Origin of the sequence: Paenisporosarcina sp. NPDC076907 (genome assembly GCF_050269735.1) — a bacterium.
Taxonomy (GTDB): Bacteria; Bacillota; Bacilli; order Bacillales_A; family Planococcaceae; genus Paenisporosarcina.
The window spans coordinates 1-24,024 of sequence record NZ_JBNNIX010000002.1 but is presented as its reverse complement, the minus strand read 5'-3'; the positions used below and the strand labels follow the sequence as shown (position 1 = coordinate 24,024).

At 35.3% G+C, this 24,024-nt stretch carries 25 protein-coding genes and 2 pseudogenes; 4 read left to right on the top strand and 23 right to left on the bottom strand.

Going from position 1 to position 24,024, the window contains the following annotated elements:
* Positions 1-27: 27 nt before the first annotated feature.
* Together ACQKEV_RS07740 and ACQKEV_RS07735 are read right to left on the bottom strand one after the other, a co-directional pair.
* Entirely contained in the window at positions 28-414 is a 387-nt protein-coding gene (locus ACQKEV_RS07740) for a DUF1798 family protein (protein WP_427446197.1), read from the bottom strand.
* Between the two features lie 46 nt (positions 415-460).
* A complete protein-coding gene (locus ACQKEV_RS07735; RefSeq protein WP_427446198.1) occupies positions 461-646 on the bottom strand; it encodes a hypothetical protein in 186 nt (61 codons plus the stop codon).
* A 182-nt stretch (positions 647-828) separates the two neighbouring features.
* On the opposite strand from ACQKEV_RS07735, the gene recU reads away from it, so the two are divergent.
* Complete coding sequence (gene recU, locus ACQKEV_RS07730) at positions 829-1,449, top strand: Holliday junction resolvase RecU (protein ID WP_427446199.1); 621 nt, start codon at positions 829-831, stop codon at positions 1,447-1,449.
* Positions 1,450-1,465: 16 nt separating this feature from the next.
* Positions 1,466-4,192, top strand: a complete 2,727-nt coding sequence (locus tag ACQKEV_RS07725; protein ID WP_427446200.1) for a PBP1A family penicillin-binding protein — start codon at positions 1,466-1,468, stop codon at positions 4,190-4,192.
* A gap of 43 nt (positions 4,193-4,235) precedes the next feature.
* On the opposite strand, the gene ACQKEV_RS07720 is transcribed toward ACQKEV_RS07725, so the two are convergent.
* The 8 genes from ACQKEV_RS07720 to dinG form a co-directional block, all read right to left on the bottom strand.
* Complete coding sequence (locus tag ACQKEV_RS07720; RefSeq protein WP_427446201.1) at positions 4,236-4,589, bottom strand: YpoC family protein; 354 nt, start codon at positions 4,587-4,589, stop codon at positions 4,236-4,238.
* Entirely contained in the window at positions 4,586-5,245 is a 660-nt protein-coding gene (nth, locus tag ACQKEV_RS07715; RefSeq protein WP_427446203.1) for an endonuclease III, read from the bottom strand. The genes ACQKEV_RS07720 and nth overlap by 4 nt, the downstream gene beginning before the upstream one ends.
* Positions 5,246-5,257: 12 nt before the next feature.
* Positions 5,258-5,974 (bottom strand): DnaD domain-containing protein, encoded by a 717-nt coding sequence (locus tag ACQKEV_RS07710; protein WP_427446205.1) that lies wholly within the window; start codon positions 5,972-5,974, stop codon positions 5,258-5,260.
* Positions 5,975-6,128: 154 nt separating this feature from the next.
* Entirely contained in the window at positions 6,129-7,424 is a 1,296-nt protein-coding gene (asnS, locus tag ACQKEV_RS07705) for an asparagine--tRNA ligase (RefSeq protein WP_427446207.1), read from the bottom strand.
* A gap of 15 nt (positions 7,425-7,439) precedes the next feature.
* Positions 7,440-8,642 (bottom strand): pyridoxal phosphate-dependent aminotransferase, encoded by a 1,203-nt coding sequence (locus ACQKEV_RS07700; protein ID WP_427446209.1) that lies wholly within the window; start codon positions 8,640-8,642, stop codon positions 7,440-7,442.
* Between the two features lie 16 nt (positions 8,643-8,658).
* Positions 8,659-9,138: a DUF5590 domain-containing protein gene (locus ACQKEV_RS07695; protein WP_427446211.1), complete on the bottom strand. Its 480-nt coding sequence runs from the start codon at positions 9,136-9,138 to the stop codon at positions 8,659-8,661.
* A 9-nt stretch (positions 9,139-9,147) separates the two neighbouring features.
* Positions 9,148-9,318, bottom strand: coding sequence for a YpmA family protein (locus ACQKEV_RS07690; RefSeq protein WP_269924916.1), 171 nt, complete (start codon positions 9,316-9,318; stop codon positions 9,148-9,150).
* A 23-nt stretch (positions 9,319-9,341) separates the two neighbouring features.
* Entirely contained in the window at positions 9,342-12,125 is a 2,784-nt protein-coding gene (gene dinG / locus ACQKEV_RS07685) for an ATP-dependent DNA helicase DinG (protein WP_427446213.1), read from the bottom strand.
* A gap of 115 nt (positions 12,126-12,240) precedes the next feature.
* On the opposite strand from dinG, the gene ACQKEV_RS07680 reads away from it, so the two are divergent.
* Positions 12,241-12,573 carry a hypothetical protein gene (locus ACQKEV_RS07680; protein WP_427446214.1) on the top strand — a complete coding sequence of 111 codons (333 nt, stop codon included), beginning with the start codon at positions 12,241-12,243 and terminating at the stop codon, positions 12,571-12,573.
* Between the two features lie 308 nt (positions 12,574-12,881).
* Here ACQKEV_RS07680 and ACQKEV_RS07675 read toward each other — a convergent pair whose 3' ends face one another.
* The 10 genes and pseudogenes from ACQKEV_RS07675 to ACQKEV_RS07630 all read right to left on the bottom strand — a co-directional run bounded on the left by ACQKEV_RS07675 (position 12,882) and on the right by ACQKEV_RS07630 (position 21,092).
* Entirely contained in the window at positions 12,882-13,064 is a 183-nt protein-coding gene (locus ACQKEV_RS07675; protein ID WP_427446215.1) for a hypothetical protein, read from the bottom strand.
* A gap of 164 nt (positions 13,065-13,228) precedes the next feature.
* Positions 13,229-13,768 (bottom strand): hypothetical protein, encoded by a 540-nt coding sequence (locus tag ACQKEV_RS07670; RefSeq protein WP_427446217.1) that lies wholly within the window; start codon positions 13,766-13,768, stop codon positions 13,229-13,231.
* Between the two features lie 239 nt (positions 13,769-14,007).
* Entirely contained in the window at positions 14,008-14,619 is a 612-nt protein-coding gene (locus tag ACQKEV_RS07665; RefSeq protein ID WP_427446219.1) for a hypothetical protein, read from the bottom strand.
* A 690-nt stretch (positions 14,620-15,309) separates the two neighbouring features.
* Positions 15,310-15,726 carry a DUF4304 domain-containing protein gene (locus tag ACQKEV_RS07660; RefSeq protein WP_427446221.1) on the bottom strand — a complete coding sequence of 139 codons (417 nt, stop codon included), beginning with the start codon at positions 15,724-15,726 and terminating at the stop codon, positions 15,310-15,312.
* Between the two features lie 999 nt (positions 15,727-16,725).
* Positions 16,726-17,517: pseudogene (locus ACQKEV_RS07655) on the bottom strand (SMI1/KNR4 family protein); the annotation flags it as partial.
* Between the two features lie 265 nt (positions 17,518-17,782).
* Positions 17,783-18,139, bottom strand: coding sequence for a hypothetical protein (locus tag ACQKEV_RS07650; RefSeq protein WP_427446222.1), 357 nt, complete (start codon positions 18,137-18,139; stop codon positions 17,783-17,785).
* A gap of 190 nt (positions 18,140-18,329) precedes the next feature.
* Positions 18,330-18,698 carry a hypothetical protein gene (locus tag ACQKEV_RS07645; RefSeq protein WP_427446223.1) on the bottom strand — a complete coding sequence of 123 codons (369 nt, stop codon included), beginning with the start codon at positions 18,696-18,698 and terminating at the stop codon, positions 18,330-18,332.
* Between the two features lie 157 nt (positions 18,699-18,855).
* Positions 18,856-19,560, bottom strand: coding sequence for a nucleotidyltransferase domain-containing protein (locus tag ACQKEV_RS07640; RefSeq protein WP_427446224.1), 705 nt, complete (start codon positions 19,558-19,560; stop codon positions 18,856-18,858).
* 173 nt (positions 19,561-19,733) lie between these two features.
* Positions 19,734-20,153 carry a hypothetical protein gene (locus ACQKEV_RS07635; RefSeq protein WP_427457813.1) on the bottom strand — a complete coding sequence of 140 codons (420 nt, stop codon included), beginning with the start codon at positions 20,151-20,153 and terminating at the stop codon, positions 19,734-19,736.
* Positions 20,154-20,420: 267 nt separating this feature from the next.
* Entirely contained in the window at positions 20,421-21,092 is a 672-nt protein-coding gene (locus tag ACQKEV_RS07630; protein WP_427446226.1) for a hypothetical protein, read from the bottom strand.
* A 299-nt stretch (positions 21,093-21,391) separates the two neighbouring features.
* On the opposite strand from ACQKEV_RS07630, the gene ACQKEV_RS07625 reads away from it, so the two are divergent.
* On the top strand, positions 21,392-21,751 hold the full coding sequence (locus ACQKEV_RS07625) for a hypothetical protein (RefSeq protein ID WP_427457810.1): 360 nt from the start codon (positions 21,392-21,394) through the stop codon (positions 21,749-21,751).
* Between the two features lie 289 nt (positions 21,752-22,040).
* Here ACQKEV_RS07625 and ACQKEV_RS07620 read toward each other — a convergent pair whose 3' ends face one another.
* The 3 genes and pseudogenes from ACQKEV_RS07620 to ACQKEV_RS07610 form a co-directional block, all read right to left on the bottom strand.
* On the bottom strand, positions 22,041-22,397 hold the full coding sequence (locus ACQKEV_RS07620; protein ID WP_427446229.1) for a MarR family transcriptional regulator: 357 nt from the start codon (positions 22,395-22,397) through the stop codon (positions 22,041-22,043).
* 199 nt (positions 22,398-22,596) lie between these two features.
* Positions 22,597-23,175 carry a hypothetical protein gene (locus ACQKEV_RS07615; RefSeq protein ID WP_427457808.1) on the bottom strand — a complete coding sequence of 193 codons (579 nt, stop codon included), beginning with the start codon at positions 23,173-23,175 and terminating at the stop codon, positions 22,597-22,599.
* Positions 23,176-23,493: 318 nt separating this feature from the next.
* A pseudogene (locus tag ACQKEV_RS07610) lies at positions 23,494-24,024 on the bottom strand (hypothetical protein); the annotation flags it as partial.

Genomic DNA, 24,024 nt, shown 5'->3' with positions numbered 1-24,024 from the left:
GGGTCCTGCTTCCACTCACTTAAAATATCATTTATTGATTGTTTCCTGATCAAGCTTTTCACCTTCTTGCTCTATGGCATGTATAAAAGTTTGCAACGTGTAACAAGTTGATTGTATGGATTGTGCAAATCTCTTTTTTCCAGTCTCTTTATAAAATGATTGAACGACATATTGATTGAAAGCTTCAATTGCCGCATCTATTTGTTGGATTCGCATATACTTCGGACGATGTTGGATAATCCAAAAGTTGGCATTCTCTCTCCATTCAATCAGGAAAGAGTGCCAATGATCTGCATGGGGCTTCACTTGTGAAAAAAAATCCGGAGATGTGTCCGTGTCACGCATTTCTTGATGACGAATTAAACAATTTTGACTTTCTTTCAAAATCAATTTAGTTTGTTCGTTTAACTTCATGGTCTCAGCCCCTTTGTTACAGTTATAGTAACAAAAAAAAGTGGTTTTAACCACTTTTTTGCGAACAGATATTCCATTCTATCATTTGTTCCGTTTCTTTCAGTGCTTTCCCCACCTGTTGACCTTTATCAATGACACTTTGCGTCTGTGTCGATCTTTCCTGTATAAATCGAGCTTCCAAAATATGTTCGAGTAATGACAACTGTTCGATCAATTCTTCTATTCGTTTCATGCTGCATCCCTCCAGTTGTTAGTGAAGTTCTCCATTTCTTAATGATTTCCTTTGTCAACGACAAAACTAGAAGGAATAAGCTAATACTTACAATAATTCGACACACAAATCATGAAACCTTAAGACACAATTCACGTCTAGTATGGTGTGGTTATGATAAACTGATATGCGAGGTGACGAGCATGGCAATTAACTACCCGAATGGTAAGATTTATACGCCACAAAAAAAAAATTCGGAAAAACGTGCAAAGAAGGATTATACCTTCAGTAACCGGGGAAAAACCTTAGAGGATGAGATTAATGAAACAAATGACTTTTATATGCAAAGAGGTACTGCAGTTATTCATAAGAAACCTGTACCAATTCAAGTCGTAAAAGTAGAATATCCTTCCCGAAGTGCAGCTGTCATCAAAGAAGCCTATTACCGTACTGCTTCAACTACTGACTTTAATGGTGTATGGCAAGGCATTCACGTGGATTTTGAAGCGAAAGAAACGAAAAATAAAACTTCCTTCCCTTTAAAGAACATCCATGCACATCAGATCGACCACATGAGGATGGTCACGGATCAAAAAGGACTGACGTTTTTAATCGTCCGCTTTTCATCCCTCAATCGATACTTCGTGTTACCATATCGTCTCCTTCAGAATGCGTGGGACGATATGTGTAAAGGTGGTCGCAAATCAATACCGTTTGAGTTTTTCGAACAACATGCCTTTGAAATAGTCCCAGGAGCCTATCCCCCTATTGACTATTTGCGAGGAGTAACAAAGATGCTTTCAGAGGAATCTGTAAAGCAGTGAAAGTGAGGAGACGTTTGTGAGCGAAAAAGCTAACTCTCGTGGACAACGAAGAAAAGAATTAGAAAAACAGAAGAAATCGAAAAAAACAAGCACTTCAGGTTTGTTTAAACGTATTATCGTTGCTTGTTTCATTATCGGATTGGCAGGACTATTATTTGGTGGAGGACTCTTTGCTTTTTACGCCAGCTCTGCACCAGTATTGGATGAAGAATCATTAAAGGACCCAATTTCATCTGAATTTTATGATATAAACGGTGATGTGTTTGCAACTATCGGTTCTGAAAGCCGTGATTATGTAAATTACGAAGATATACCGAAAGAAATGGAAGCAGCCATATTGGCTACTGAAGACGTCCGTTTCTATAAACATAATGGAATCGATTTTTATCGTCTTGGTGGTGCTGTACTTGCTAACATCACGAGTGGCTTTGGTTCACAAGGGGCTAGTACATTAACACAGCAAGTAATCAAAAACTCATTTTTACAAAATGAAAAAACATTGAAACGTAAAGCTCAGGAAGCATACCTTGCTTATCAGCTTGAGCAGAAATACGAAAAAGAAGAAATTTTTGAAATGTACTTCAACAAAGTCTTAATGTCAGGAAATATTTATGGTTTCGGGACAGCATCTGAAAGCTTTTTCGGAAGAGAATTAAAGGACTTGAAACTACACGAAATGGCTATGTTGGCAGGAATGCCTCAAAGTCCGAACAACTTTAATCCTTTCAAAAATCCTGAAGCAGCAGAAAAACGTCGCAATATTGTTTTGCGCCTAATGGAACAGCATGGGAAAATTACGAAAGCTGAAATGGAAGAAGCACAAGCGATTCCACTTACTGAAGGTTTACTGGCTGAAGAAAATCGCAAACCTTCTAATTCCACTAAGTATCTTGCATTTTTAGACATTGTTTTAAATGAGTTGGCAGCAAAAAGCAAAGGTGATTCTTTAGCTGATGGATTAAAAGTCTATACGACTCTGGACCCACAAGCTCAAGGTTCAGTTGAAGCAGCTTTTTCTGGGGATAACTTCCCTACCAAAGAAATTCAGGCGGGTATGACCGTTTTGGATACGAAAACTGGTGCCATTGTTGCTGTAGGTGGCGGCCGAGATTACGGTCCAAGCCTTGAGTTCAACTACGCACAAGATGTCTCTAAACGAGGAATTGGTTCAACAGTTAAGCCGATATTGGATTATGGTCCAGCGATCGAATATTTAAATTGGTCAACCGGTCACACTCTTGTTGATGAAAAAATGAATTATTCAAATTCGGATCAACAAATTTATAACTTTGATAACGAGTATATGGGAGCTATGTCTATGCGCGAAGCATTATATCGCTCTCGAAATATTCCAGCTGTTAAAGCTTTTAAAGAAGTTAAAAGTGATGATCGCAGAGATTTTGCAAATAGTTTAGGCATTACTGGTGACTATCTCGATTATGAATCCGCTGCGATTGGAGCAACTACTGGAATAAACACGATTAAATTGGCAGCCTCTTATGCCGCATTCGGAAATGCCGGTGTATTCTCAGAGCCTTTCTCGATTCGTGAAATTGTCTATCGTGATGGTGAAACAAAGAAAACATTTAAACCAAAATCAAAACCAGCCATGAAAGATTCAACTGCATTTATGGTGACCGATATGCTTCGTGATGTCGTCAGTGACCGTAGAGGCGCATCTGGTAAAGCCGCAATTATCCCAGGCTTGGATGTTGCAGGTAAAACAGGTACGACCAACTATACCGCTAAAGAATTTAAAGATTACAATTTGTCGGAAGGCTCAGCTCCAGATATTTGGTTTGCGGGTTATACAACAAATTACTCAATCGCCGTTTGGACCGGTTATAAAGAACGTAAAAATGCAATTAATACCGACGATTCAAATGAGCGTACTTTCGCTCAAAGGTTATTTAAAGACGTTATGTCAAATGTGTCAGAAGGTAAAGACACACCACGCTTTAAACGACCAAATTCAGTCGTGGAAGCAACGGTTGAAGTAGGCACTTCCCCTCTTCGACTTGCAAGTGAATTTACACCGGACAATTTAAAACAAACAGAATTATTTGTTCGTGGATCAGAACCTACAGAAGTATCTGAGGAATACGAACAAATTGAAGTCGATGCTCCATCAAACTTCAAAGCAGAATATAGTGAAGGTGATCAATCTGCTACATTATCTTGGAAACACAAAGCACCTAAACGAGATAAAGATAATTTGGATGTTGCATTTGAAGTTTCATTTACAGTAGACGGTGGCAGTCCTTCCGTTCTACAAACCACTAGCCAGGAAGGTTTAATAGTCACTGGTATTACTCCAGGCAGTACCTATACGTTTACCGTAGTAGCAATAGCTGAAGGAGTACGAAGTGAACCAACTAGTACTACTCTTGAAATTGACGCTGTTGAAGTACCTGAACAAGAAGAAGATGAAACTCCTGGTGAAGGTAATGGCCAAGGAAACGGTCAAGGAAACGGCAACGGAAACGGTAATGGTAATGGTCAAGGAAATGGTCAAGGTGGATCAGATGATGAAGGTACTACACCTCCAGGAGATGATGGTACCACTCCTCCAGAAGACGATGAGACCACGCCTCCAGAAGAAGAACCCACACCACCAGAAGATGGCGGTGAAGATGGAGGAGATGATTCATCTGAAGGTGCAACAAACACGACAGGAAATGAGAATAAAACGAGAACTGTATCAACTCGTAAATCAGAATCAATTTCCTCTTTAACCCTATAAAGAATGTAAAAAAGAAGCAGGTCCATTGAGGATCTGCTTCTTTTTATGTGGCTTTTATTCGTAAACGGGCAATTTTCTTATTTGTTTCATCAAATAATTCGTTTAATTGACAAAATGCGCTATAGCGATTTGAGTTCATCACAATAAACGTATATCTCTCCTGTCCGTTCAAAGGAAGGATTTCGTAATACTTTAATTCTTCAGGGTCAAAATTGTTGGATTCAGATACTTGCAGTAGTAACTCTTGATAAAGCTTGATGCCATTTTTCATCTGCTGATGAGTTTCACTATTTTTGACTTTAAAAGCATCTTGTATTGTTTCTTTTAGTGTTGACCATTGATTAAACAATTCACTAAGGTCTTCTTTTTTTGCATGTGTGGGATCAAAGCGAATCAAATCTCTACCAACCCTTTGTTGAATCGTTTTTTCCCTTCACGGCATAAAGATAGAAGAGGGCAAACTGGGCATTGGGGATTTTGGGCTTTGCAATGATAACGACCGAAGAAAATAAGTTGATGATGTGTTCGTGACCAATTGTTAATGGGCGTCTTTTTCATAATTGTCTCTTCAACTTGCAGAACCGAATCTTTCCATCGGCAAAGTCCGAGACGCTTTGTCACCCGCTCAACATGTGTATCCACTGCCAAAGCCGGGATATCAAATGCTACAGATACAACAACATTTGCTGTTTTCCTTCCAACTCCAGGAAGCATCGTCAACAAATCACGATTTGCTGGTATTTCCCCATTAAATTGTTCAATTAGCATCCGACACAAAGCTTGAATGTTTTTAGCTTTATTACGGAATAATCCGATTGATCGTATATCATCTTGCAGTTCTTCTATAGGTACCGCTAGATAATCTTCAGGTGTCTGATACTTTGCGAACAAAGCCGGAGTCACTTTATTAACGAGAACATCCGTACATTGAGCAGAAAGCAACGTAGCGATTGTCAACTCGAATGGATTGGAGTGAACGAGCTCACAATGAGCATCCGGGAACATTCTATCCATTTCCGATAAACAGTACTCCCATTGACTTTTTGTTAGCATATTCTCACTTCCCTACTCTCGCTCTTCTAACCAATTATAGAATGGAACTTTATTTGTTTTTTGAGATTGTATTGGTGTAGATGTTCTCTCCGGCACTGTGCGGAATTGACTTGCTTGTTTTTCTACATCCTGCATGGTTTTGACGTTCTTCTTTTTCCATTCAAACAAAATTCGGTCGATATAACGCAAGCTCATTTTTTGTGCCAGCACCGCTTCTTTAAGTGCTGCCCGAATTAACTCAGGTGATTGCTGATCCTGATCCATCCACATTGCAATGGTTTCGCTTTCCATCGGGGAAAGAAAACGTCCGAATTCTTGTTCGAATAAACGGAAAATATCGCCTTCTTTTTCTTTTTGCGTCATTTCTTTCTCAGATACATTTTCTTCAAGAACTATGTCAATTATGCGGTTCCACAAGGTATGAAATGAAAATGCTTCAATTAGAACGCCTTTGTCATCATATCTTTGTTGGATTGATAAATATCCTTTTTGGAACAGCCTTTGCATATGTCGACTGACTTGTTCCGAAGTGAAATGGGATCGTTTTACCAAATCATCAGGTGTTGGAAAATGGTTTCCTTTGTCGATAAACGCCATCATATGAAGAATCAATAATGCTTCATCATCCTGGATATCACATTTTTTGTAATGTTGAAAAAAGAGCTGGGAAATGGTTACATTTCCCTGCTCTGTCCACATACGGAGCCGATCTGGCTGTTGCTGATGCATACCCGAACTCTCCTTTGTACTTAAATTATTGAGTAAAAAACTCGTTTACGAATTTTAGATATATTCTTTACTTTCATTATGTCTAGTTCCGAAGCCCAGCTCGTACCCTCCACCGTAAGAGTCGAGCTCGCGTGGGCTTCTGCACTTTTCTTGTTTATGGATATAAACGGTTTAACAAACGCGGGAATGGAATTGCTTCACGAACGTGTTCTGCTCCACTAATCCAAGCTACTGTACGCTCTAACCCTAGACCAAATCCTGAATGAGGTACTGAACCTTGTTTACGCAGTTCCAGATACCATGCATATGCTTTTTCATCCAATTCATGTTCTGCAAGGCGTTGTTTCAATAAATCGTAATCATGAATACGTTCTGAGCCACCAATGATTTCCCCGTACCCTTCAGGTGCAATTAAATCCGCACATAAAACGACATCATCACGTTCTGGGTGTGGTTGCATATAGAATGGTTTAATACCGATCGGATAATGCGTAATGAATACAGGCTTGTCATAATGCTCAGCAATAGCTGTTTCATGTGGAGCTCCGAAATCATCGCCCCATTTAATATCTTCAAACCCTTTTTCATGTAAGAAGGTAATAGCATCGTCATACGAAATACGTGGGAATGGAGCTTGAATATGCTCAAGTTTTGTTACATCACGATCAAGACGCTCTAATTCCAACTTACAGTTTTTTAATACGGATTGAACAACGTAAGATACATATTGTTCTTGAACTTCAAGGTTTTCTTCAAATTCAGTGAAAGCCATTTCGGGCTCGATCATCCAGAATTCTATTAAATGGCGACGTGTTTTTGATTTTTCAGCACGGAATGTTGGACCGAATGAAAATACTTTTCCAAGTGCCATCGCAGCCGCTTCCATGTAAAGTTGACCTGATTGAGAAAGATAAGCATCTTCATCAAAATATTTTGTCTGGAACAATTCAGATGTTCCTTCAGGTGCAGAACCCGTCAAAATTGGTGGATCTACTTTTGCAAATCCATTCTCATTGAAAAATTCATAAGTTGCACGAATGACTTCATTGCGGATTTTCATGATGGCATGTTGTTTACGTGAACGTAACCATAAATGACGGTTATCCATCAAAAATTCAGTTCCATGTTCTTTTGGTGTGATCGGGAAGTCCACTGCCTCGTGAATAATTTCAATATCTTTCACTTGAAGTTCAAAACCAAAAGAAGAACGCTCATCTTTCGTAACTTCTCCTACGACATACATTGAAGTTTCCTGAGTTATAGATTTTGCTTTGATAAATAGTTCTTCAGCCACATCTGCCTTAACAACAACGCCTTGTACGAAACCAGAACCATCGCGAAGTTGTAAAAATGCAATTTTTCCACTTGAACGTTTGTTAGCTAACCAAGCACCCAATTTTACTGTTTCGCCTAAGTGCTTTGGCATATCTTGAATCATAATTTTTTTCATAAGTTCCTCCAGAAATTACAGCAAACCTTCTTGCCATTTTGATCGTACAAATGTATCTATACGTGCCACTGCTTCTTCAAGTAAATCGAGTGAAGTTGCGTAGGATAATCGAATTGTTGATGGAGCTCCAAAACCAGAACCTGGAATGACAGCTACATTTGCCTCAGTCAGTAGTGCTTCCACAAATGCATCGACAGAATCATATCCTGTATTTTTTGCTGCTTCAGAAACATCTGGTAATAAATAAAATGCTCCTTGTGGTTTTAATACTTTGAAGCCTGGAATAGCTGCAAGTTTTGGGAAAATAATTTCCAGACGTGATTCAAATGCAGTTCGCATTTCTTCTACCGTGTCCTGAGGTCCATTATACGCTTCGATTGCAGCATATTGAGATGTAGTAACAGGGTTTGATGTAGAATGACTCGCTAAATCTGTCATTGCTGTAATTAATTCTTTATTACCTGCTGCATAACCTATACGCCAACCTGTCATAGAATGTGATTTAGACACACCATTGATAATAATCGTACGCTCTTTTGCATCATCCGAAAGTTGGGCAATGGAGATATGTTGAGCATTTCCATAAATCAATTTTTCATAAATTTCATCAGAGACAATCCAGATGTTTGCCTCTTCACAAACGTCTGCAATTTCTTGTAATTCTTTTTTTGTATAAAGCATGCCAGTTGGATTGCTTGGAGAATTTAAGATAATGGCACGAGTTTTGTCAGAAATTGCTTCTTTAATTTGTTTGGCAGTGATTTTATATTGTTGTTCAGCTGTACCTTCAATATAAACAGGTACGCCTCCAGCAAGTTTCACTTGTTCAGGGTAGCTTACCCAATATGGAATTGGAATAATGACTTCATCATTTTCATTCAACAGCACTTGGAACAATGTATAAAGTACATGTTTTGCACCGATACCTATTAAAATTTCCGAAGCTTGATATTTTATTTGTTGATCTCTTTCCAACTTGTCAATAATTGCTTTTTTTAATGCGGGCAAACCGCCTGCTGGCGTATATTTTGTGTGCCCTTCATTCATTGACTTAAGAGCCGCATCTAAAATATTTTGGGGCGTATTATAATCAGGCTCGCCTGCACCTAGTCCAATGACATCAATACCTTGTTCTTTTAACTCTTTCGCTTTTGCTGTAATAGCAAGTGTTGTTGACGGTGTTAATGTCTGAACACGATTAGCTAATTGAGGTTTCATCATCAATTGTCCCCTTTTACAAGTTCAAAATACGTTTCCACCATTTACCATTGTCGAAAAATAAATAAACGTAATTGAGTTTGTCATTTTCATTTAAAAATGTAATTTCCCAAACAGCTTGCTTTTGTTCCCAACCCAGTTTGGAATGAAGTACTTCTTTTACTTCAAATTCATCTTCTACAGCTTTAATTGCTTCTTTTTTAGAAATGCCATCTTTCATTAGCACTTCTTGAATTTTTAATTTTTGGGATGAAGGGATAAATACAGCTTTTTCTTCCCCGTTTTCATCTTTTCCAAGTACAGTAATATATGTATTTGAACTACTGTACACCTGTGAATCCGTCACTTCTGATAACTTTTTCTCACTGATTGCCACTTGTTCAGCATCTTGTTTTGCACTCTTGAATGGTTGTCCAGCCTTCCACAAGACAAACAAGCTGATACAAAGACTTAAAGAAAGAATAAATACACTGATAAAAATAACCCATTTTTTCATGTCTGCACCTTACGTTTTATAAATAGTGAAAACGGCTTTCTCATGATTGTCTTTTTCGAGTGCCAGACCAAACATTAGATTTCTTTCTTTCAAAGTGCGATTCAAGGCGTCCACAATTTTATACAAGTCTGATTGATAGTCAACCGTAACTGTTGATATTACTTCAATTCTGCTTTCCATTTTGAAACCCCTACTTTCTTCGCTCATACTTTCTCATTATACCAATGTTCAAGGTCCAAGACCATATCTTCTAGGGATACTTTCTTGATAGGTATATCAGGCAAAGCACGAATAAACTCTTTTCCGTACGACTTTGACTCGATTCTGCGATCAAGCACAATAAAAACACCTCGATCGGTTGAGGACCGGATTAATCGACCAAAACCTTGTCGGAATCTGAGTATGGCTTCTGGCAATGCCAAGGAAGAAAAAGAATTAATTCCTTGTTTGGTCAGACGGTCTGCCTGTGTTTTGAATACCGGTTCATCCGGAGAAGAAAATGGCAACCTGACCAAAATGACTGCCGTTAATGCATCACCTGGAACGTCTACCCCCTCCCAGAAACTATTGGTACCAAATAATACGGACTTTCGGAACCGTTGGAATGATTTTAATAATTTCATCCGGCTTCCTGATGTCATTCCTTGGGCGAACAACATATAATCCTCGAGTAATCCAGTATCCTGAATTAAATCGACAGTTTTACGCAGCATATCCTGCGATGTGAATAGCACAAAGCATCTACCTTCAGTAATTAGAACAGTTTGAATCACTGCATCGGCTACGGCTTCAATAAAATCGGATTGGGAAACATGCTGAATATCCGGCATGTCATCGACGATAAATAAATTCGCCCCCTGGTAAAAATCTTTTGGAGCAGAGTATGTTTTGATAGAAACTGTGTCTGGTAGCCCTAATTGGTTAACGATAAATCGATTATTACCTGGAACCGATAGCGTCCCGGAAGTCCATACGATACCGACCCGGTCTCTCCAATCGTTAAATATTTCATTAACTGCTTTCGTGCTGTCTATTGGCTTTTTGTATACATGAAGGCTTCCTGGAATGCTTCTACGATCCATTTCCAGCCACACAGAATGTTCAGACGGAGAAGAAAGGAAAATACCGACCCATTCCCCTGTTTTTATTTTCATTTCGTTCAACCAATATTGCCACTCTGCAGCTACTAATTTATCTGCATGCGTTGATTCGATTTGGCTTTTCCCCATACGTTCAAGCAAGTGTTGTGCGATTGTCACCCATCGTTGGAGAAATTGGTAAACTTCGTCAAGCAATTCATAATCCAACTCTAATTCTTCGAATAATACAGTTTGTTTGGAGTGAGATTTACTCGCAGTTTTACGACTGACATTTTGTATAAGTGATTGAACTGCTTCGTCAAATTTTTCACTGCATTTGATATAGATCCGGTCAAGCTCTTCTAATGAATAAATCACATCCACACCATGTTTCTCCAATACCTTTGCAAAGGCATAAGTTAACTGCTCCTGATCACGTGTTCCAAGTTGCCCGAAAACATATTTCCACTGGGTGTAAGAAAAGATCCGTTCATCCCTTGTATTCGCTGCTTGTATAAATTGATGTGCTTCATCAATTACAAATGCATTGATTTCCTCCGAGAGTAATGGCTCTAAACGATGCCGATCAGTAAACAGCATTGCATGGTTCGTTATGAGAATATCTGCTTGCTGACTTTGAAGTAACGCATATGCATGAAAATCATGATTATTCACTTCCGGTGTCTTAACAGAAAATGCATTTTTCCGAACTTTGTCTATGAAAAATTGTCCGCCGCTTGAAACGTTTAGTTCACCAACATCACCAGTAGATGTCCTAGTTAACCATACTAAAAGCTGGCAAATGGCAAATGTCTCATCATATGATTCATCTTTTGCGCGCAATAACTCCTCAAAACGACGCAAGTCAAGGTAATGTCTGGCACCCTTAAGAATCGCAACATGAACTTTGTTTTTAACAATGGCTTCTAATTTCGGTATTTCCACATCCTGAAGTTGTTCCATTAAATGTGTCGTATACGTGCTGATTAATACCTTTTTATTTTGTTTTTTTGCATGAAAGTAACTTGGTATTAAATAACTTAGTGTCTTTCCAAGTCCCGTTGAGGCTTCAATGGCCAGTTCATTTTTATCCTGAAAAGTTTGCCATATGGCATCCATCATTTGAAACTGGCCGTCACGTTCTTTAAAGTCTTGTAACCCTTCAGAAAAATAGAGTCGTTTCTGATTTTTCGTCTCTGGGTAGAAAAAGGAGGGCTCTTCCGAACTTTCCATTAAATATTTTTGTCGAAGGGGAATTCCTTTATAGTAGTCAAGATTTTCAGATTTGAGCATCTTTCTCTTTTTTTGTAATGATTCAAAAAACAAAGAAGAAATATCAAATTTCAACTGAAATGAGCGTTTATGAATCAGTTCCAAAGTTTGAATGGGCAGTTTTTCAATTTCTTTAATACATTCTATAAATAATTCAGCAGTTGCATAGGCGTCATCGTCAGCACGATGGGCATTCGCTAGTTGGATGCCCCGCTCTTGGGTAATATCTTGCAACTTATAACTGAATGATGTCGGAAACAATAATCGTGACAGTTCAACTGTATCCATTTTTTTGCCTTTCCATAATGGAAAGCCAATACGCTTGAATTCAGCTTGCACAAATGACAAGTCGAAATTCGTATTGTGGGCCACAAAAATACAGTCTTCGAGCATGTCATAAATATCTCCGGCCACATCTTCAAAAACCGGTGCGTCTTTGACATCCTCATCTGAAATATTGGTTAAGTCTTGTATGAAAAAAGGGATTTTTTTCCCGGGTTGAATGAAGGTTGAAAAAGTTGATTGAATTTGCCATTCGCGTACGAATACAACGGCAAATTGAATCATCCGATCCCCTTTTGCAGGCGAATGACCCGTTGTTTCAATATCGACAATAGCGTAAGTAGGGCTTAACATAAAATATCAGCTCACAATTTAGACTTCTAACAAAAAAATTGTATCACAAAACATCTTTGGAAGTGTAACTGACACTGTGCAAAGACGTCTATTTGAAAAAGGAGGTTATTACCAATTGAAGAAATGGAAACATTTCACTGCGATTTCCATTCTAGCATTATCACTTGTAGCGTGTAACACGGAACAAGATGTAAGTGTAGATAATGAAAACAAGGACGGAGATCCTGGCGCGATTGAATTGACCACCCAAGTGGAAGGTGTTTTCAAAGGCTTTGAAGGTGATGCTAAAGAATCTGTCGTTATTGAATATGAAGGACAAGAAAAGAGGTATGTAATAGCACCCGATGCTACCGGTGATTTCGACCAAGTCAAAGAAATTGACAATATTGCATTTTCTACAAAAATGGTTGACGGAAAAGAAATGATTGAAACATTACGATTAAAATAAGGAAAGAGGGTCTGTGTTAAAGTGAATGGTAGATATTGTATAGAAAAACGAGCCTGGAAAGCATTTCCAAGCTCGTTTTTTCTGTTTTTTTACTAAAGCATCCGTTGATTAAGACCATTCTTTTACTCCGTGTAATGTTCTTTAAAAATCAATTTGAACTTTGGCTTAAAATCAATTTCAATTGTATGTGTAAAGTCATCATTCTGATTTCTTAATAGTACACTTGAAAGGTCTTTTTTATCTGTTGTAATTTCAAATTTATCAACTCTCTTTAAATCTAAGAGTGATATTAATTTATTTGAAGTCCGTTAGATTACTTGTATTTTCACTTCACTATAAGATGGAGAGAGTGTAACAGTGAAGTCTTCCTCACCATTAGAAAATTTATATGTTGTTTCATTATAATAAAAGTCTTTCGATGTAGTATCGAACAATGTAGGTTCACATTCAAACAACGAAAGTAAATCATTTTCAATTAGGAAATTATTCATACATAAGCCTCACCTTTCAACCCACTATTTCACCATTTTTCTTATTGAACTAAACTGCTGCGTTAGTTCAACAAGAAATACAAGCTGACTTTGCAGCTCACAGATCTTCAACTCAAGCAACCGTTAGCTTAATAAGAAACTCTTATATTTTACTTTTGTGTTGTCTATTTTTGAACTTGATCACTTATTGTTTCAAAAATCCGCGTGTAAACATCTTTTATATTCACTTCGTTCTTAACATCGTTATACAAACCGTATCGCCAAACATCAGCATTAGTTTCTTCTTTTGTACCATCATATAGGTAGCCTGTTGCATAAGAGAGTTCACCTTCAATTACAGGTGCATTTTCATAGGTTAGATTTTCATTTACAAAAGGAATATGTCTTTTTTTTGATTCAATAAAAAAGGTTGGAATTGTTAAACCTTGATAAGTTGCCACATATATGTCATCATCGGCTTCAGAAAATTGTGAGGGTGTAATAAATACTGCGTCAAATTCATTTGAAGTCTTCTTTAAATCTCCAGAGATTTCTTCTATTGATTTTTGAGTAAATGTAATATTTTCTTCTCTCACATCTGGAATATCGCCAATAATTATAATGGACAAATCACGACCACTATATATTTCAGATTTCACTTCATCTTTGTTACAAGCCCCTAAGAAAAACATAAGTAATATAACAAATGGCATAACCTTTTTCATACAATACACCCCAATGTTTTAATGTTTTGCTACTGTTCCTTTTAAACTAAACTGCCTCGTTAGTTAAAAAAGAAAAAAAGCTGCCTTAGCAACCAGAGGATTTTAAACTAAAGCACTCGTTGAATAAGAACAGAGACGCTTCTTAAAACAATCGTGCCCTATTGTTGAACATCGTTATTCAACTAATTGCCCCGTTTGTATAAGAGTGACTGTATCTTTCGAAATGATTCCTTAGTAAATTAACCGAATTCACATAAACTTGGTATTACAAATTCAGGAAGAGTTTTTGTTATATTTTCGTAAGTCGAAAAGTACGCTTGATTTGAAAGAACATCAATACTGTTCCCATCGTGACCAATCACAAAAATACTCATATCTACTTTTGGTTCTATGACGATTGTTTTTTGAACATAACCTTTCGATTTTCCTCCCCATTCCCTTTGTTCAACACTAAAGACATCCTCTTCTGTACTCCAAACAATAGTACTCCCTGCGCATTCAAGTGTAATGTAAAAAGGAAAAGTTGTTAAAAGTTGCTCTATATCTTGAATCTTTGCGACAGATACGGACGATTTCTTATCCTCTGTTAAGTAGCGATATTCAATTTGCGATGTATTTAAAATCTCTTCATACTCATTCTTGAAGGAATTAATATCCGCATAAAAATAGAGAGGAAATGCTTTAATATTATCCATCCAGATAGGCACAAAATTATCATCATACTCTGGTAAATAAACCCCTACTGACAATACATAAGGAAATGTATTATCTACTGCAAATGGAAAATGTCCGCCCTCATCTTGTGTAAACTCACGATATCTATTTGGTAAATATCCAATAGAAATATTCAATTTAAAACCTCTTTCTTTCAGTTACTTTAAGTAGAAATCTTCACAATCTCTTCTAAAATGTAACATAGATATCCAACTTTCTTTAAGGTGTTTTGCGGCAATATGAGCCCGATTGTTGAACACCAGTTAAACATCACTCTTAAACTAACCTGCTGCTTTAGTTCAATAAGAGGAAAAGGCTTTACTCCATCTTGAAGTAAAGCACCCGTAGTTGAACAAAGATAAATTTTTAATAGATACTTGTGAGAAATGCACAAATAACGATTGAACTTGGAATAGCTATTACTAATAATAATGTTTTTTTAACATTGGATATCTCGTTAAATCTCATATAAGTATCAATAATAAGTAATAAACTTACTAATTTAATTATGTTTATCAAAACCATTCTTGAAATATCCATAATATCTAAAGTATTGAATGGCTTTTGAAAATTTTCACTAGAATAAATATTCGAGATGACGAATATGGCTATCATTATAAAGAAATACATAAAAATTTTCATATAGGTTTTCATACAATCTCCCACTCTTAATAAAACTTAGAAATAAAACATACCTCATCCCATTTTAATCGTTCGAATAAGCTATATGAAAATACTTCCTTATCCTTATTCAACTAAACTGCTGCGTTAGTTGAAGATGAAAAAAGAGCTGTACCCACAGCCCCTGATCTTGACTAAAGCACCTGTTAGTTGAATAACTTTGAAATCCATAGACGGTCTGAAGGATTTAATAAAACCAAAACATTCGAAGCAACTTTCTCAAATTCTTCTTCTGTTTCTGCTTGCTCAAAATCAAACCATATCCCATCTTCATCTTCCGATTTTGCACCTAACCTAAAGCTATTATTTAGATGATGGGCAGTAACTTTGTTAGGGGGAATGTTTTCTCCCCAAGACATTGTTACACCTTTTATTGGGCAAGTCGACATTTCAACTACAAATGAACCCCCCCATCTGCTGAATTGGAAAGTAATTAAATCAATATTATTTTCATTCTTTCTCCTGAAGTGAGGTAATGAACCTTTAAATTCTTGTTTTCTTAATACAGGTATCACAACTCTTTTTAAGGCATTATCCATCATTTTTCTTTTATTCAATGACATTATATTCTACTTCCTTTAGATATTTTTTATTCAACTAAACTGCCTCGTTAGTTCAATAAGAAATAAGAGCTGTCTGAGCAGTTCACTGATCTTCAACTCAAGCACCCGTTAGTACAATAAGGGGGCTCGTCAGATTTATGTGAATTTACAACGATAAGACTTCAATTTTTATACACGATTTTATTCATCAAAGACGATCGTGCAACATTACTTCAAATGCTTAAAAACCTCTTCTATGATTGACTTTTAACAAAAGTGCATAAAACAACGCATAAACAATGTTCATAAGAAAAGCCACGAACGTTGATTTCACAACATTCTTCGCTTTTTGGTGTATTTCCAAACTTGCATTTGGGAACGTTATTTGGATTTATTTTGTATGCTTTATAAATTGTTCTGCACTAAAGCATCCATTTGTTGAACAAAACAATTTTAAGCTTAGCTTTTTGTTATTCCTTTATTTTTCTTAATTGAAATAAAATTAAAATAAGAACAACCACAATAATAATATTTAATATCATTAGCGATGTTTTATTTCCAAATAACATTATAGGTATTGCAATTATATTTATGAATGGCTCCATATCAGGTATATCAAGACCCAAAATTGCTAATATTACAAGACCTATAATAAACCCACTACAACATATTAATATTATCATTAACCATTTTAGTATATGTAAAGTCACTATAAATGTTCTCTCAAAAAAATTTTGAAACATATGAACCTCTTTCTAATTAATTACTATACAAAATTATAGACTACTCTCTAGACTATTGAAACAAGTAATAAATCAGTTTGATTATTTAACCAATATGCGTTATTAGTTAAATAAAAAATGCACCCAAAGCGTCGTTTGGTAACTTTAAGTGTACAACGTTATAAATCCGCATTTTTCTGATGTATAGCGATAATAAAGTTGTTTAATTCTTATTGAACTAAAGCACGCGTTAGTTCAATAAGCAAAGGTGTATTTTACTGCTTGTTGGTGAATAACATTATTCCTCATCTACAAAGTCAATCATCACTCCAACAACCTTTTTTGAAATGTTATATTTTACTTTCACTTCGTACATTCCGTCACCATAACCAGACATTGAAACCGCACCATCTGAGAAAACTCCTCCCTGTGCATCTGATTCAACTACATCATCAAATTGGATGGCTTCGTCTCTACCAAATGTTTTAAAATCAAAAATTCCTGCTTGTGCAGAGTCAACTCCAATCTGTTTATCGCAAACATGCCATTTTCCACTTGGTTTCTTTTCCCCATAAAATACAAATATGTTTTTAACAACTTCATCAGGAGTATAAGAAATGGAAGCTGTCCAATTACCATTTTTCACATTTGAAAGTACGATTTGCAACTCAGCTTCTTCATCAACATTATAGTATGGGTCCGTAACTATTAGCTTTCCACTTTCAACCATAAAAGTGCCAAGTTTATTAGGCTTATTAGTATTCACTTTCGGCACATGCCTATCAATAAATTCTCTTAATGTTAAAGACGCATATTTGCCTAACCCAGTTTTGTAATTCCAAGTATAAATTAGTTCCTGCATAAATCTTTTCCTAATTCGATAGCAAAGTTTGTCACCGCTCATTTTTTCACCAATACAAATCATATCACTCGGCAGATTTTTGGGTCTGTTCTGATTTCGTTTTACTATATCAATTGTTAATGCCGTTTGTTCATTAGTTTGAATAGGGAACAAAGTCCAATCACCAAATTTTGCTCCATTCGTTTCTAAAAAAAGTTCCTTGTATTCATCTGGAAAAATAGCACCAAGTGCTCTTTCTGTTTTTTAAAATTCAACTAACGACACTCCAGCCACTTTCGAACTTGGATTAATCATGTTTATTACTCTCTTCATCTCTTCCTCCATGATACTTTTACTTTGTCATACTACATTCAAAATAACTATGAATGTTTTCGATTTTTATTATAAAAAACCCTCTATTTATTCAGTAAAATAAAGCATATCTTGTTGAACTAAACTGCTGCGTTAATTGAAGTAGGACTAAACATTCCATAGATTGAAATAAAAATTAGTGTTAAAAAATTTCTTCATTTTCTGTCTTAATTCTATTTAACATTTGAGCAAATGTATCTAAATCAAATTCTCCAGCTAAGTAATATAGTTTTAACCAATACGCATTATATTCTAAGTAGCTTTCAAGTGCCTTTCGAATATTTTCCTCTGTTAGCTCCTTAACGAAAACCATCGGTTGTCCAGGAGAAATATAATCTGATTTCTCCCTACTCATCTCTGTTTCAAGATTTTTTGGAGTCGAAACAACTAAGTTATAAGTATATCCATCATCTAATTCAACAAAAACATCAACATTGTCATCCTTAATATTTAAAATTTTTGATAACGCAGTAGGATATTCTATATTTATTATTTTCATTATTACACTCCTTATTTACCATAACTCTGTTAAGACTTTTGAAAATCTTTTACATTTCTTTGTTCGATTAAATGTTAGGTCGCTATTGTCATCATATTGATTTCTTCTTTAACTAAAGCGGCGTTAGTTTAATAAGGAAAAAGCTACCTTAGCAGACCGATGATCTTTAACTAATCCACCAGTAGAACAATTAGTTTGCTAACTTCAGTTTTTTCTGTTGTTGGAATATCTCAAAAACACTTATTGCGATGACAATCCATAATACTGGGTTTCTTAAAGTAATCCCTACCTGTGAAGATCCACCTAAAATAGTAAATAAAACGACTAACATAAAAAGATACAGTAAGGTAATGATTTGATAGCGTAGTATCTCTATTGTGTCCTCTTTTTGGATTCTATTAGAAAAGATACTAGCTAACACAATAAAAATTATCAAAGTAATCAGCAATGGTTTTGGAATGATTATTAAGTTGTTGAACTTCGGAAAAAAATCATAGGCTAATAAAACTGTCAATGCAAAAAGCATAACTAACATTAGTACTAAATTTAATTTCTTCAAAACTTTACCCCCTCATCTTATGTATTATTACGTTCTTCCATAAACTTGGTTTCACTCTTATTGAACTTACCTGCTGCGTTAGTTGAATAAGAAAAAAAGCTGCAATTAGCAGCTCTATGATCATTAACTAAACACCCGGTAGTGAAGAGAAGAAAAGTTATTTCCCTTGGCTAAAACCATCAAAAAGAGGGCCACCAAAAGGTTCATAAAACTCATTCACAAAATCAATAAAAGGTTGTTTTACTCCCCCTTTATAATAATAGTCAAGAGTTTCAAAATATCTTTTATATGTTACTTCATCGAATTGTCTTAAAGCCCTCGTAAGTCCTTTTCCCCTTCCAGTCCATTGTCCATTTACTCGAAGAATAAAATCTGCAAATTGTAATGAAATTGTATTTAACGTAACTATTGCTTCCTGATGATTTTCTGTATCAGCAAAGTCATCGAGGAGGTCATATATATAATATCTTGAAGCTTTAATAAAACTCTCTGATAATGGACTAGGACCTGCTTTTATAAATTCTATTGCGTTATTTTTTATTTCATTAGATTTACCATTATCCTTTATGGCTTTCCCTTCAGCTAACATATTAGCTAAAATAGGTCTTCCAGTATCCTTATCATTATTAAACTGATCTAAATAACTATTGTAATTGTGAAAAAATGTTTCGATTTTCCAATCGTATAAAATAAAACTTTCACGATAACTACTTATTATTGAATTATCAATAATAACAATATCTAAATCAGATGTAATTGTTTCTGCCCCTCTAGACGCACTCCCTGCCATGTAAACAATATCACTTTCCGGGAATTTTTCTTCAGCCAATTTTTTAGTAGCTTCAATTCCAGATAACCTCAAAAATATCCCTCCCAATCCTTGAAAAGCTTTGTACTAATTAATTCTATTTGCTTGACGAACATACCTGAAATAGATTCATCTTCAACTAAACTGCCTCGTTAGTTCAATAAGAAAAGAGCTGCTGAATGCAGCCCTGTGATCTTCAACTAAAGCACCCGTTGAATATGGAAAAATCATTCATAAGAACCTTTAGATTCTGGTAAATCTTTATATTCTTCTTTATTTATAAGAATGTTATTAATATATTCTGCAAGTCTTATCAATTTCAATGCATCCTCTGGAAAATCATCACAATAATTCTTAGTATAAGTGGACTTAGTCTTACCATCCATTTGAATATCCCACTTAGTAAAAGATGGTGAGCTTGATTCACATTCTTCTTTTTGATTTTCATTTTCTACTACTAATTCACCCATAATATCAATACTCATCATTTCATTATAAATTTGTTTCATCTCTTGTTCAGTAAAAGATATGTTAGCTTCAATCGTACCATCCTCTACAAGGTCCTTTACAACAGTATCTTTAAAGGTGTCAATTTTTTGTTTCCCGTAAGACCCATAAATAAGACTAAAGTTAAAATCTTCAGGCATTATTTCATCGTTTATTTCCTTTACAGAATCTTTTGAGCACCCCGTTAACCTCGACATTATAATTAATACAAATAAAAGCAAAGCTAATCTTTTGAAGTTCAGAGCAAATACCTCCTTAGAATTGGCGTAATAGAAAATTCCCCCTAAAATCTACTCTTCATTATTCAACTAAACTGCTGCGTTAGTTCAATAAGCACAAGGCTTACCCCTAATTGATGTAAAGCACTCGTTGAAGAAGAATTATTAAGAAAAAGAATAATCTAGATTCTAATTAATTTTGTCACGACTAGAGTTATTGACAATAACCTCAACTATTTCAGTATCAGTCAATATGGGTGATTTTACATCCTTTAACGTGGTCTTAATCTCATCTTCAATTTTATTTGCCCGTTCGCTAACTTTCGAATCATCTTTGTGTATCGATGTGTTTACAGTCACAATTAACATTACATAATTTTTTTCTATAAGTACATTCTCAATTCCTACGGAGCCTTTACCTTTTAGATCTTCTTGAATTGTAGTTGTTAAATTACTCAGTAGCTTCATTTGTTCCATATCAGCTTTGCTATCGTTTGTTATTTGAATAAAAGCTCCAATCTTATAATCCTTAAAAGTTGTTTTTTCTACCAACATCTCAACTATCCTCTTAATTTCATTTTTCACAGAATCAAGATACTGCTGGGTTCCATTTACCCGTACACTTATGTCTTTTCTTTGATGATTAATACTGATTCCTGCTACATCAAAGATATGTTCCTTCTTTAGTTGGGTTGTTATTTGCTTTGATAACATCCTGGTATTCTGGATTAGGACATCATCCGATTGTTCTTTCTCAGATTTAACAGATGAAGCGATTACCATTTCTTGATGCTGATGAATCCATATTCCCCCTAACAACATACAACCTAGTGTACCTACTAAGGCAATATTTCTTTTCAAAAATCAAAGCTCCTTCAATATTTTTTTCCTGATCGACGAAGATAAATTACCGTTAATTTATTGTATGCCCACTACTGAGTTCGTATTGTTAAAACCAAATGGCTTTTACATTATCCTCTTTTGTGAAATTAAAAAAATGCTTTACTCCTTATTGAAGTAAAGCAGCCGTTAGTTGAATACATACTTTTCTTCTATTACACTTTATATTCGAATTACTTATTAATATTATTCATATTTAATTTCATTTCATTTCATTTATAATGAAATCAATAAATACTAGGGGAGAGTGTAGGATAATTATGATTGATATTTTTTGGTATTGCTACTTAGGTATTCTAGCAATAGCTGCGATTGGAATACTCGTAACTCGTTACAAAACACCTCTTGGTATATTAGATTTTATATTCTCCATAATTACTTGGATAGGTTTATTTGGTTATGTTACTAATACTCAGATTCTTAATCCTCTTGTATGGAAGGTTGTATTTGTAAGTGGTTTGTTATGGGATGTTTTTTTTAGTTTTAAAAAGTTCAATGAAGAGGTTAAAGATGATGATGATGATACACCTCAATCCATTAAACTGGCAATTATCGGAATTACATTTATAATCTTAGTTGGACCTTTATATTTCGGCTTGTTTAATTTTGCATTTAAATAAGGGAACTTTTTTCCTTTCGGTCAATAACCCTAATTCTTCTAATAATATTATATATACTATTATTAGAAGAATTATTAATAACTAGTAGGGTACTTCCTTTATTGCTGGGACCATATATAGTTCCTTTCAACATCTTCAAATATAAATAAAGTGAATGGCTTGCCCTCTTCTTCCACTAAGCTACTTGATTTTTATTCTTCTTCATTATTCTGCCAATTCAATAAGAAAAGACTGCCACTTCTGGCAGTCAGATATTTAAGTAGAGCACCTGTCTTTTAATTAACTGGTGTTAAAAGTTAATTAGTTTTTCCTTAAATTCTCCTAAAACTTCCTTCCGTTTTTCATAGTCTTTAGTATCTGATTCTTCCCAAAGCTCAAGGTCTGCACCACGTTCAATTAAGTCTATAGCCGTTTTACGCACTTGTTCTTGTAGGCATTTGTTTTTCATTTGAATAGCTGAAAGACCAATATAAACTAAAGACATTACCTCCAAATCCTCTTCTGGATTAAACTCATCCAAATATTCCTCCAAGATAAGCTGAGTAGCTTCTTCAGGTGTATTTCCTTCATCCAAGTAGTCAACAAAACTATCTCTAACATCACAAGTCGTATCATCATCAAATATCCCTGTTCCCCAAGCACCCACACTAACACTCCTCAATTTTTAAGTTTACTTTTTTATAATTCAATAAAGAGATTGGAATTTCCTTCTTCAACTTAACTGCCGCGTTAGTTGAGCAAGAAACTGGATATTCCGTCCGTAAAACCTCGATTCAATTACGAAACTGGCATAACGCATACACAGTAGGTGACATAATCCCCGGATGAGGAAGTCCCTCAATCATTCAATCCTGGACACCTTTTGCGAACTCTATAGCTTTTACAGAGGAATTAATTAAAGGGCTTGCTATTCTAAGTTCTAACGCTTCTTGGAAGCATTTTATTGCTTCTTTTCCTCTTTTTAATTCTAAGAGACATTTACCCTTGTGTTGTAATGCAAAATCTAAGTGAGAATTCACTTCAGTTTCATAACTTTTGACCAGTGCCTGATTGAATTTTTCTAATGCTTGTTCAAGGTTATTGTCATATTTCAAAGCTTCTCCGAGACGAATTAAAGAGATAATTTCTCTGGTGTAGTTCTTTTCCTCAATTGAATCCTGAAGGTTTAATTCTAAATATTTAATTGCATTTTTGGGTTCCCCGTAAATCCTATAAAGATTCCCTAAAGTACCGTAAAGAAAATACTTGTTGTTTTTACTAGTTAAACTATCTTCTTTTACTTGTTTCAATAACGATTCGGCTTTAAGGATCACCTGCTTTAACTTAGAAGGATTTGATGATTTCTCACGAAGATACTGATTTGAATCAAAATAAATATCCTTATTTAATGAAATAAGCTCTTTTTTGAAATTTGTTAAATCCATAAACAATCCCCCTTTCAGAAACTCCCCGTAAAATTATCATTTAGTTCTTCAGCTCACCTGGCTGAAGAACCCATCGATTCAATTGCTGAACCGGTTTGTATATCACATTCACCCCAGATGACATAAGACTCTGACTAGGAAGTAATCACCATGGATTTGAAATTAAAGAGAACATTAAAAAATGGATGAAAAAGTTTAAAAAGGTGAACTAAAAAACCGAAGGCACGAACGCCAATGGTTTCATAAATAGGTGGGTTGCCACAAAAGACAGTCAGCAGGGTAAGGCGAAAATCTATTCTTATCGCTAAATACTCAAGTCTAGAGTTTTTGGGTTTTGTTAATTGAGAAACCGTTCGTAATCTGTTGACTTAACTTATAAACCAGATAACCTAAAACATTAAATATAATAAAAGCTAAAACCCAACCGATATTCAATCTTTTATTGTGATAAGCATTGATGATTGCCCAAATCGAAAATAATGTCCAATAGATAGCTACGCCTACTAACAAGATTAAAGCAGCAAAATCACTAAAACTTCTATGCTCCATATCGATGTACCATTGGGCATCTCCGTTTCCATAAGGATAGAAGTCAGGAAGTAACCATTCAGGAGCCCATAGATGTTCTCTTGTGTATTGATAGTCTGGTTGAGCTTGTCTTACATAGTTAAAAACGTTATCGTAACCCCCGCCTCTAGTTACATCTTTTTTTACATCGGTAACATTAAAAATTTTAACCACAGATATCTGGTCTGCACTTTCTACTAACCTTTCTATTTCTGCTTCCATCTCTTGTGTTATAACTTCTTTGTTTTCTAGTTCATCAGATATTTGGGTAGCGATATCAGA

Bases quoted from the DNA above. Each gene is read 5' to 3' on its own strand.
- ACQKEV_RS07670 (WP_427446217.1), bottom strand. From the start codon at position 13,768: ATGAAAAAGGTTATGCCATTTGTTATATTACTTATGTTTTTCTTAGGG.
- ACQKEV_RS07615 (WP_427457808.1), bottom strand. From the start codon at position 23,175: ATGGATTTAACAAATTTCAAAAAAGAGCTTATTTCATTAAATAAGGAT.
- ACQKEV_RS07740 (WP_427446197.1), bottom strand. From the start codon at position 414: ATGAAGTTAAACGAACAAACTAAATTGATTTTGAAAGAAAGTCAAAAT.
- ACQKEV_RS07695 (WP_427446211.1), bottom strand. From the start codon at position 9,138: ATGAAAAAATGGGTTATTTTTATCAGTGTATTTATTCTTTCTTTAAGT.
- ACQKEV_RS07635 (WP_427457813.1), bottom strand. From the start codon at position 20,153: ATGCCTGAAGATTTTAACTTTAGTCTTATTTATGGGTCTTACGGGAAA.
- ACQKEV_RS07675 (WP_427446215.1), bottom strand. From the start codon at position 13,064: ATGAATAATTTCCTAATTGAAAATGATTTACTTTCGTTGTTTGAATGT.
- asnS (WP_427446207.1), bottom strand. From the start codon at position 7,424: ATGAAAAAAATTATGATTCAAGATATGCCAAAGCACTTAGGCGAAACA.
- ACQKEV_RS07700 (WP_427446209.1), bottom strand. From the start codon at position 8,642: ATGAAACCTCAATTAGCTAATCGTGTTCAGACATTAACACCGTCAACA.
- ACQKEV_RS07625 (WP_427457810.1), top strand. From the start codon at position 21,392: ATGATTGATATTTTTTGGTATTGCTACTTAGGTATTCTAGCAATAGCT.
- ACQKEV_RS07735 (WP_427446198.1), bottom strand. From the start codon at position 646: ATGAAACGAATAGAAGAATTGATCGAACAGTTGTCATTACTCGAACAT.
- ACQKEV_RS07650 (WP_427446222.1), bottom strand. From the start codon at position 18,139: ATGAAAATAATAAATATAGAATATCCTACTGCGTTATCAAAAATTTTA.
- dinG (WP_427446213.1), bottom strand. From the start codon at position 12,125: ATGTTAAGCCCTACTTACGCTATTGTCGATATTGAAACAACGGGTCAT.
- ACQKEV_RS07710 (WP_427446205.1), bottom strand. From the start codon at position 5,974: ATGCATCAGCAACAGCCAGATCGGCTCCGTATGTGGACAGAGCAGGGA.
- nth (WP_427446203.1), bottom strand. From the start codon at position 5,245: ATGCTAACAAAAAGTCAATGGGAGTACTGTTTATCGGAAATGGATAGA.
- ACQKEV_RS07690 (WP_269924916.1), bottom strand. From the start codon at position 9,318: ATGGAAAGCAGAATTGAAGTAATATCAACAGTTACGGTTGACTATCAA.
- ACQKEV_RS07660 (WP_427446221.1), bottom strand. From the start codon at position 15,726: ATGTCATTGAATAAAAGAAAAATGATGGATAATGCCTTAAAAAGAGTT.
- recU (WP_427446199.1), top strand. From the start codon at position 829: ATGGCAATTAACTACCCGAATGGTAAGATTTATACGCCACAAAAAAAA.